The sequence below is a fragment of the uncultured Amphritea sp. genome, assembly GCF_937127095.1.
In the GTDB taxonomy this organism is placed as follows: domain Bacteria; phylum Pseudomonadota; class Gammaproteobacteria; order Pseudomonadales; family Balneatricaceae; genus Amphritea.
Genome location: NZ_CAKZLP010000047.1, coordinates 1 through 10,237, shown reverse-complemented (window position 1 = coordinate 10,237; position 10,237 = coordinate 1). Strand labels below are relative to the sequence as shown.

Below are 10,237 nucleotides of genomic sequence, written 5' to 3'. Positions count from 1 at the left end.
AAAAATTGTAATTAGCATAGTTTAACTATGCAACCACTCGGGTTTATTCACATTAACGCCAAGGTATCGTTCCGGTGCTATGTTCATACGACTTAATAGCTGCAGCAGATCTTTTTTCTGCATGCGGACTTCAAGATCGATAGCTCCCTGCTCATCTACCACTTCACTCAACACAGCCCCCTGGGCATAGAACTGGGCGCGTAAACTACCCTCATCCGGCCTCAGACTAAGCTGCTGATGAAAAATATCGTCTGCCAGCAACTCTGTAATCGCTTGAAATAACAGATCAACACCTGCACCGGAGACGGCAGATACCCACACCCGCACAGGTTTGCCCTCATCATTACGGTCTATGCGGGCTTCAGCCCGTTCGAGCATATCGATCTTGTTATACACTTCAAGGGAAAGCACCTCGTCAGCGCCGATCTCTTTCAGCACCGAATGCACCTCATCCATATGCGACTGACGGTCTTCATCGTACGCATCGATAACATGAAGCAACAGTTCAGCTTCCGTTGTTTCCTGCAGAGTAGCACGGAATGCTTCGACAAGCTTGTGAGGAAGGTGACGGATAAAGCCGACGGTATCGGCCAGAATAGCAGGCCCGACATCGGCCAGATCAATACGGCGCAGGGTTGGATCAAGGGTCGCAAACAGCTGATCTGCGGCATACACCTCCGCGTCAGTGATACGATTAAACAGGGTGGATTTACCCGCGTTGGTATAACCTACCAGAGAGACTGTTGGTACCGCAGAGCGGCTGCGGGCACGACGCCCCTGCTCCCGCTGTTTACGGACCTTTTCCAGCCGTTTAAGAATACTTTTGATTCTCGCCCGCAACAGACGACGGTCAGTTTCAAGCTGCGTTTCACCCGGCCCGCGCAGACCGATACCACCCTTCTGTCGTTCCAGGTGGGTCCAGCCACGAATCAGGCGGGTCGACATATGCTCCAGCTGCGCCAGCTCAACCTGAAGCTTACCTTCATGGGTGCGCGCACGCTGAGCAAAAATATCCAGAATCAGGCCGGTGCGATCAAGCACACGACACTCGATTTCACGTTCAAGATTGCGCTCCTGACCGGGGCTTAGGCTGTGATTAAAAATCACCAGTTCAGCACCGTGCAGGTGCACGAGATCCTTCAGCTCTTCTACCTTACCAGAGCCGATAAACGTTTTGGGATTAGGGAGACTGCGAGATCCGGTAAGAAAGGCTACCGGATCTGCACCAGCAGACAAGGCGAGCTCTTCGAGCTCTTTCGGACTTTCACGGTCCACCTCATCTGCCATATCGATATGAACAAGAATGGCGCATTCGCCAGACTCAGGGCGCTCAAAGAACAATGAATACCTCAGTCAGTCGATTCATCACCCTGCGGTAATTTTACCGGACGGGCTGGAACCACAGTGGAAATAGCATGCTTGTAAACCATCTGGCTGACAGTGTTTTTCAGCAGGATGACAAACTGGTCAAATGACTCGATCTGCCCTTGAAGTTTGATACCGTTTACAAGAAAAATCGAAACAGGTACGCGCTCTTTGCGCAGTACGTTCAGATAAGGGTCTTGTAATGATTGCCCTTTTGACATTGGAAGCTCCTTCCCATGAGTAAGTGGTGCACCGTTATTAGGAGTATAATTTTATCCCACGATACATAACGCTGTCGCAAAAAAGCCGGACAGCCCAAAAATAATTTTTCAGTACTGCATTATATAATGATCCCATCGAACAATTTCAAGGCATTATTGGTTAAATTAGGGTCTGCAGATTCAAAATGGTGCAGATTATCCCAACTACGCAGCCAGGTGACCTGTCGTTTAGCCAGTTGTCGCGTGGCAATGACCCCTTTTTCGATCATGGTCGGGTAATCCCACAGTCCATCGAAATACTCCCACATCTGTCGATATCCTACGCAGCGAACCGAGGGCATCTGCAGATTCAGATCACCCCGTTGCCATAATGCTCTGACCTCAGCCTCAAAGCCTTGTTCCAACATTATATGAAAACGTTTCTCAATCCGTTCATGCAGGGTTTTTCGCTCGGCAGGCATGACGCAGATCTGAGTGACATTATAGGGCAGTCGTTGCGCTTCCTGCTCCTGCCATAACTCGGTCATCGAACGCCCGGTCAGTTCGTGAACTTCCAGCGCGCGCTGCATCCGTTGCGGATCATTGGGATGAATTCGTTGTGCCGCCCGAGGATCAACCTGCTGCAAACGTTGATGCAGAGACTCCCAGCCGTGCTGTTCCGCTTCCTGCACCAGGCGGTCGCGAATAGTCTGATCCGCCGGCGGCAGCGTAGCAAGGCCTTGCAACAGCGCCTGATAATAGAGCATCGTCCCGCCCACCAGCAGCGGAATTCTACCTGCTGCAGTGATCTCAGCCATCTCACGCAGCGCATCGGCTCTGAAATCCGCCGCAGAGTAACTGTCTGCCGGATCCAGAATATCCACCAGGCGATGCGGATAGCGGGCCAGAAACGCCGCATCCGGCGTAGCAGTACCGATATTCATATCCCGGTAAATCATCGCTGAGTCGACACTGATGATGTCACAGGGCAACCGGTCACACAGCGCCATCGCCAAATCGGTTTTACCCGAGGCGGTTGGCCCCATCAGGAAAATAGCGGGAGGTAATATCGGGTCACTCAACCTACTGCCCCCGCATAAACAGGCTGTCGAGGTCATGCATCGACATCTGCGTCCAGGTCGGGCGACCATGGTTACACTGGCCACTGCGTTCAGTACGTTCCATATCCCGCAATAGCGCATTCATCTCCGGAATAGTCAGCTGTCGATTGGCTCTCACCGAACCGTGACATGCCATGGTCGCCAACAACTCATTCGTATGATTCTGAATTTTCTGACTGCTGCCAAACAGTGTCATATCTCCCAGTACATCGAGTATCAGCTTACTGATATCAGCACTGGCCAGCGCCACCGGAACCTGCCGTATTACCAGGGTCTCCTCCCCCATCCGGGCGATTTCAAAACCCAGCTTGGAAAATACCTCTGCCTGCTCTTCAGCGCAGTCCGCTTCCATTGAGCTGACGGCCATGCTCACCGGCACCAGCAGCGGCTGACTGCGCACACCTTCCGCTTCATAGGCCAGTTTCATACGTTCATATACCACCCGTTCGTGGGCAGCATGCATATCCACCACCACCAGGCCGGCATCATTTTGCGCCAGTACAAAGACTCCGTGCAGCTGAGCAATCGCATATCCCAGTGGCGGGCATTCTGTATCATCGGCTTCTGGCATCGACACTGACTGCAGTCCCGAAGCAGAGTCCCGTTGAGGGTGCAGTGCACCGTAAGCGGAGATCTGATCACGAACCTGACCCGCAGCCGGGCGATCAGCCTGATAGTGACTGCGCGCGGCAAACCCGGCAGCGTTGTCCGCATCACGCTGCAACTGATGCAGGGGCATGCGACTCTGTTCAAAACCCTGCTGTGTCAGGGGTTGTCCCGGCGCAGCACTCAGCAGGTTACTGGCTGCAGCACCGGAAATAGCCGGCTCACTGCCCTGCTCCGGACGTATATCAGCAATCACCCGATGAGTGGTGCGGAAGATAAAATCATGTACCAGCCGGGTCTCGCGAAAACGCACCTCATGCTTTGTTGGGTGCACATTCACATCCACCAGCTTAGGGTCCAGCTCCATATAGAGCACATAAGCGGGATGACGCCCATGGTAAAGCACATCCTGATAGGCCTGACGCAAAGCATGGGCAACTACTTTATCGCGGATAATCCGGCCGTTGACAAAGAAATACTGCAGATCTGCCTGGCTGCGCGAGAACGTCGGCAGCGCCACCCAACCCCACAGCCTTAACCCTGAAGCCTCTGCACAGACATCCACTTTCATCGAATTTTCAATAAATGCCGGCGACAGCAGGGTCGATATGCGCCGCTCCTGTTCCGTCTGACTGCTAGCCGGACGCAGCTGATGGATCACTTTCTGGTTGTGCCGCAGGGTAAAACCGACATCAAACCGGCTCAGTGCCAGCCGCTTAACCACCTCTTCAAGATGTTTAAACTCAGTTTTTTCAGTTTTCAGAAATTTTCGACGGGCGGGGGTATTAAAAAACAGATCGCGTACTTCAACGGTCGAGCCCTGAGGGTGGGCCGCTGGAGAGACTTCAGCCGTCATATCCCGGCCCTCTGTCTGCACCTGCCAGCCAGCATCCTGATCAGCGGTACGCGAGGTCAGTGTCAGGCGGGAAACCGAACTGATCGAAGCCAGCGCTTCGCCGCGAAAACCAAGGCTTTGCACAGCTTCCAAATCATCCAGGTTGTAGATTTTACTGGTGGCATGACGACTCAGCGCCAGCGCCAGGTCATCTTTTTCGATCCCCTGACCATCATCCCGCAGGCGGATCAGTTTGACGCCGCCCTGCTCGATATCCAGCTCGATACGGTTAGCACCGGCATCAAGGCTGTTTTCCAGGATCTCTTTAACAACAGAAGCGGGGCGTTCAACAACTTCACCGGCGGCGATCTGGTTCGCCAGCCGGGGGGTCAGCAGATGTATTCGGGACATATCACAGATTACAAATAATTGATTAACTGGCGGGGATCTTCAGCACCTGACCCACCAAAATGTTGTCAGCGTTGCCCAGACCGTTCGCCTTGCGTAAAGCCGACAACGATACACCGTTCCGGTTGGCAATAACAGAGAGGCTATCCCCGCGCACCACCTTATAGCTGGAGGGCGCTGCCTTGAGAGCACCCCGCCCCTCTTTCTGCCAGGCGAGCCAGGTGAGTGCCGGGGGCTTACCCGAAAAATGCGCTTTGATACCGGCAAAAATAGCCTGAGCCATTTTCTGCTGATAGGCTTTTGATTTTAGTTTAGCGGCTTCATCATGGTTGGTAATAAAACCGGTCTCAACCAGTATTGAGGGAATATCCGGCGATTTCAGCACCACAAAGCCCGCCTGCTCAACCCGTGTCTTATGCATTCGGGCAAATTTGCTCATATTGGTATGAATGCTCCGGGCTATATCCCGGCTATCACTAAGGCTGGCAGTCATCGACATGTCCAACAGCACTTTTGCCAGCACATCATCTTTATCTTCCAGGCTAACACCACCGACACCACCAATCAGGTCCGCGCTGTTCTCTTTTTGCGCCAGCCAGCGGCCCATCTCACTAGTGGCACCGCGGGGGGACAATACCCATACCGACGCACCTCTGGCCCGATGATCTTTAAAGCCATCCGCATGAATTGAGACAAACATATCCGCATTCATTTTGCGGGCCCGCTCAGTACGGCTGCGCAGACTGATGTAGTAATCACCATCCCGGGTCAGCTTTGGCTGAAAACCGCGTTCTTTTTTCAGCAGTTCATGGAGTTCCTGAGCAATCGCCAGCACCACGGTTTTCTCTTTCACCCGCCCCGGACCGATCGCGCCCGGATCCTCGCCACCATGCCCGGCATCAATGGCAATAACGATATCCCGCAGAGTCGCCGGATCATCCGCTGAGGCAACCGCCGTTTTCTGTGGCGCTTCAGGCGCCACATCCCGATACAGATCGACCACCAGCCGGTTGCCGTACTGATCATTGGGCTTAAGGACAAAGCTTTTAGGTTTTACATGTTCTTTAAGGTCCAGAACGATACGCAGATCTTTGCCGCCATTGCGAGTACCGGAACGCATCAACGACAGCGGGCTGTTGGACAGATCAACAGTTTGCAGATCAGACAAGAGCCTGGCATCAGTCACATCTAAGACGATGCGATCAGGCTTTTTCAGAGTAAAGAGTTTATGCTGCACAGCCGCAGAGAGATCAAATACCAGCCGGGCGTGATCCGGAGCGATCCACACCCGTACGTTGTGAACTTCAGCAGCATAACTGCTAACCGCGCCAAGCCAGTAGCTCAGCAGCAGCATTATCAGCCCTGTTCGTCGTACCATTCTGTTTCTCATCGTGCGTTACAACCTGCGCCCTAAAACCTCAACCCTTACAACATACACTGCGACCAAGTTTCATACCAACAGCGTCAACCTTTAAGCTTATCGGCCAGTTGCCGGCCTTTTTCAGTCTGTGCCTGCAAGTTTATCCGCCGACCTCTCTGCTCCACCGTTATCGTTAACAGCAGATCAGCCAGCGGCAGCACACCCTCACCCCGTTCAGGCCACTCAATGAGACAGAGGCTCTGCTCGGTAAAATAGTCCCGGATCCCCAGATATTCGAGTTCTTCAGGATCTCCCAGCCGGTACAGATCAAAATGGTATACCGTTAAGTCCCCCAACTCATAGGGCTCAACCAGTGTATAGGTGGGACTCTTAACCGAACCTTGATGACCAAAACCCTGCAATACACCCCGGCTCAGGGTGGTTTTGCCCATTCCCAGATCACCGTTAAGAAAAATCACCTCGCCGCCGCTTGTCGCGCGGGCGATCTGTTGCCCCAACATCACCATCGCTGCCTCATCGGCAACGAAAACACTGTAATCAGATTCCTCTGGCACGCTGTCCGTCCTCACAAACCATTCACCAATAAGCGCAATTGTGCCAATAGATCAGTCGCTTGCATACCTCGGGCACCATATAGTTGCGCACTGCGGTCGGCGGCAGCCCCATGTAGCCAGGCGCCCAACCGGGTCGCATCAGCAGCCGACAGCCCCTGGGCGATCAGTGCACCGATCACGCCGCTCAGCACATCACCCATGCCGCCACTGGCCATTCCCGGATTTCCGGTAGGATTAAGATGCAGGGCATCACCATCAAAACTCAGACTGCCCGGCCCTTTCAGCAGCGCAACGCCACCAAACGCAGATTGCAGCTCAACCACCGCAGCAAACCGGTCTGCCTGCAACTCCGCCACACTGCAACCCAGCAGCCGGGCAGCCTCGCCCGGATGCGGCGTAATCACCCAGTTGTCGCCATTACGATGGCCAAACTCCCGACGCATCGCCAACAGATTCAACGCATCAGCATCCAGAACCAACGGCTTGTCTGAACTCAGCGCCCGCACCAGCATCTGCTCACCCCAGGCATTTTTCCCCAGACCCGGCCCCACCACCAGCACATCGGCCCGTTCGATATAGGGGTCCAACTCATGGCCAGACCGAACCCCCACCGCCATCGCTTCCGGATAGCGGGTTAACAGTGCGGACAGATGTTCAGTCCGGGTGACCACCGTCACCAGCCCGGCACCACAACGGCCAGCCGCCTGCGCCGCCATAATCGCCGCACCGCCCATGCCCGTGTCACCACCGATCACCAGAACATGACCGCAACTGCCCTTATGGGCCGTTTTATCGCGGGGAGGCAGCAGATGACTGACATCATCCGCGCCAGTGATAAACCCGGCAACATCGACCGTTTCATAGACATCATCACTCACCCGCAGGCCATCGAACAGCAGTTCTCCGGTAAACTCGGGGCCCTGATGGGTCAGTAATCCACGTTTCACACCGATAAAGGTAACCGTCATATCGGCCCGGACTGCAATCCCCAGCACCGCACCGGTGTCACTGCACAACCCCGAGGGAATATCCAGGGCAACCACCGGCAGACCGGATCGGTTGACCTGTCTGATCGCATGAAAGTAAGGTTCACGCACCTCACCGGTAATACCGGTCCCCAACATTCCATCGACAATTAACTCTCCGGTAAAGGCTTGCTCCCGATAGAGCTGCCAGTCAACGGACTCATGCTGCAACCACTCCCAGGCTTGCAGCGCCTCACTGGATAGTCGTTCGGCAAAATCATCATCGCCGACACAGAGTAACTGCACCTGCAGCCCCTGACGTTGCGCCAGCACCGCCACAACAAAACCATCGCCGCCGTTGTTGCCGCCACCACAGAGCAACGTCAGTTTGCGCACCTCGGGCCAGCGTTGCTGCAGCCGGTCAAATGCTGCATGGCCGGCGCGTTGCATCAGTTTAAAACCAGGCACACCCGAATTTATCGCAGTGCGATCAAGAGCGCGGGCCTGTTCCGCTGTGTATAATGATGCGGGCAAGTCGGAATGTGGCATAAGGCATTCTCTGAAAAGCTATCTCTAACGTTTATTATCTACGTGTAACCTTAATTATATAGTGCAGATGACCCAATACGACCCCGAAACACTCCAAAGTCTGGCAGATCAGATCAAATTGATCGCTTTAGGCCTCGGTTTTCAGCAATGCGGCATCACCGACACCGACCTCAGCGCAGAAGCGCAGCCGTTGCAAGCCTGGCTGGATAATGGCTATCAGGGCGAGATGGGCTATCTGGAAAATCATTTTGATAAGCGCATCAACCCCGCCCTGCTAACCGAAGGCACTCAGCGCATTATCTGCGTACGGATGAACTGCCTGCCACCGGACACACAAACAGTTCGGGTGCTGAAAAACCCCGACCAGGCTTATATCTCTCGCTACACCCTGGGCCGTGATTATCACAAGGTGATGCGCAAAAAACTCACCCAACTGGGCAAGGAGATGGAAACGCTTATCGGGGCGTTCGGTTATCGTGCCTTTGTTGACAGCGCTCCGGTTCTGGAACGACCACTGGCGCGCAATAGCGGGCTGGGCTGGCAGGGGAAGCATACCCTGATTTTAAACCGGGAGGCCGGGTCATGGTTTCTGCTGGGGGAGCTGTTCGTTGATCTGCCACTTCCCGTCGATGCCCCATATACCGAAGAGCACTGCGGTCAGTGCCAGGCCTGTATCGACATCTGCCCGACCCAGGCGATCGTGGCCCCCTATCAGCTGGACGCCCGCCGCTGTATCTCCTATCTGACTATCGAACTGAAAGGCTCGATTCCGGAAGTGTTTCGTCCGCTGATCGGCAACCGTATCTTTGGCTGTGACGATTGCCAGCTAATCTGCCCCTGGAACCGTTTTGCCAAACACAGCGATGAGGATGATTTCACCCCACGGCACAGCCTGGACACAATTTCACTACTGGAGCTGCAGCGCTGGGATGAAGCAACCTTTCTTAAACATACCGAGGGTTCAGCGATCCGGCGCACCGGCTACCGTGGCTGGCAACGAAATATTGCCGTTGCGCTGGGCAACAGCGGTGGAGGTGAAGCGGTATTCAGTGCGCTGCAAACGATGGTCGACGGCGATGATTCGCTGGTGAGAGAGCACGCCCTCTGGGCGCTGGCACAGCTGCAAAGCGAAGCAACCAGCAACAGCACACCGATTCTGCACCACCCACGGGCAGACAAGCTACCGGACTGAAGCTTACCTGCTAAACCGGGGAAACGTTTAGCAGATGGCGCTTAGTTAATAAAAGGTTAACTAAAAAGCCCTTGAAGATCGCAACTCTCCCGTTTGCCCAGGTTACCCTGATGCGCGTGTAACCAGTGATCACAGGCTTCACGCCCGGACTCCTTCAAACTGGTGAGAAACTGCTTACTGTTATCATATTTACTCGACCGACTAAGTCCATCAAGCAGCGGATCACTCTCCATAATATGGCAGCGCATCCCATTGACCCTGCGCTCTGCCCACCCCTGCCGCCAACGCGACCCTGAGCTGTATTTACGAATATTGCTCACCGCCCGCATCTCGCGCATAAAAGTGCTCTGAAACCCTAGCTCCGTAACCCGCCCGGCAATATCCTCGGCAGACACAGGCAGATTTTCCTGTTGCAAGGGCTGCAATAAAATGATCAGTACATCATCTGCAACACACTCATAGATCAGCGGAAATACGGCCGGATTGCCGGAAAAGCCTCCATCCCAATAATACGCACCATCAATTTCAATCGCTTTATGGATATTCGGCAGACAGGCAGACGCCAGCAGACGGGGCAGATCCAGTTCCCGCTCGTTGAACAGTTTTAGCTTGCCGCTGGCCACTTCGGTCGCCGCGATAAACAACTTAAATGGCGAATCCTGCCTTAACTTTTCAAAGCACACCTGCTTTTGCAGCAGATCCTCCAGGGGGTTTATATCCAGCAGATTGACATCGTAGGGTGAAAGGTAGCGCATCGCATGCAACCAGAAGCGGGTCACAGCCCCTTCAAGCTGCTCAGGCAAGCGGATGGAGTAATCACTGGAGGCGACCGCCAGCCAGAACGCTTCCAACTGTTTGCGGGCGCCTTCGCGGCCGCCCAGACGCCAGCCCTCGGCAAGCATAACGGCGTTCATCGCTCCGGCACTGGTACCGCTGACGCCATCAAAACCGATCCAGGACTCCTCCAGCAAGCGGTCCAGCACCCCCCAGGTAAACGCCCCGTGAGCACCACCGCCCTGCAATGCAAGATTGATAGAAACTGGCTTCATAAACACCTCCTG

Annotated in this window: 9 protein-coding genes; 1 reads left to right on the top strand and 8 read right to left on the bottom strand. The window is 54.4% G+C overall.

Translation table 11 applies throughout. The features are described from left to right. Positions 1-21: 21 nt before the first annotated feature. The 7 genes from hflX to Q0499_RS10390 all read right to left on the bottom strand — a co-directional run bounded on the left by hflX (position 22) and on the right by Q0499_RS10390 (position 7,984). Entirely contained in the window at positions 22-1,341 is a 1,320-nt protein-coding gene (hflX, locus tag Q0499_RS10420; protein WP_299199042.1) for a ribosome rescue GTPase HflX, read from the bottom strand. 8 nt (positions 1,342-1,349) lie between these two features. After that, positions 1,350-1,586: an RNA chaperone Hfq gene (hfq, locus tag Q0499_RS10415; protein ID WP_091361235.1), complete on the bottom strand. Its 237-nt coding sequence runs from the start codon at positions 1,584-1,586 to the stop codon at positions 1,350-1,352. A 119-nt stretch (positions 1,587-1,705) separates the two neighbouring features. Continuing rightward, a complete protein-coding gene (miaA, locus tag Q0499_RS10410; RefSeq protein ID WP_299199044.1) occupies positions 1,706-2,611 on the bottom strand; it encodes a tRNA (adenosine(37)-N6)-dimethylallyltransferase MiaA in 906 nt (301 codons plus the stop codon). Between the two features lie 37 nt (positions 2,612-2,648). After that, on the bottom strand, positions 2,649-4,538 hold the full coding sequence (gene mutL, locus Q0499_RS10405; protein WP_299199039.1) for a DNA mismatch repair endonuclease MutL: 1,890 nt from the start codon (positions 4,536-4,538) through the stop codon (positions 2,649-2,651). Positions 4,539-4,560: 22 nt separating this feature from the next. Next, positions 4,561-5,913, bottom strand: coding sequence for an N-acetylmuramoyl-L-alanine amidase (locus Q0499_RS10400; RefSeq protein ID WP_299199037.1), 1,353 nt, complete (start codon positions 5,911-5,913; stop codon positions 4,561-4,563). Positions 5,914-5,999: 86 nt separating this feature from the next. After that, on the bottom strand, positions 6,000-6,470 hold the full coding sequence (gene tsaE, locus Q0499_RS10395) for a tRNA (adenosine(37)-N6)-threonylcarbamoyltransferase complex ATPase subunit type 1 TsaE (RefSeq protein ID WP_299199035.1): 471 nt from the start codon (positions 6,468-6,470) through the stop codon (positions 6,000-6,002). Positions 6,471-6,481: 11 nt separating this feature from the next. After that, complete coding sequence (locus Q0499_RS10390) at positions 6,482-7,984, bottom strand: NAD(P)H-hydrate dehydratase (RefSeq protein WP_299199032.1); 1,503 nt, start codon at positions 7,982-7,984, stop codon at positions 6,482-6,484. Positions 7,985-8,051: 67 nt separating this feature from the next. On the opposite strand from Q0499_RS10390, the gene queG reads away from it, so the two are divergent. Then, positions 8,052-9,176 carry a tRNA epoxyqueuosine(34) reductase QueG gene (queG, locus tag Q0499_RS10385; RefSeq protein ID WP_299199030.1) on the top strand — a complete coding sequence of 375 codons (1,125 nt, stop codon included), beginning with the start codon at positions 8,052-8,054 and terminating at the stop codon, positions 9,174-9,176. 56 nt (positions 9,177-9,232) lie between these two features. On the opposite strand, the gene Q0499_RS10380 is transcribed toward queG, so the two are convergent. Further along, positions 9,233-10,237: patatin-like phospholipase family protein (locus Q0499_RS10380; protein WP_299199028.1), on the bottom strand; the 1,005-nt coding region annotated here is incomplete at its 5' end.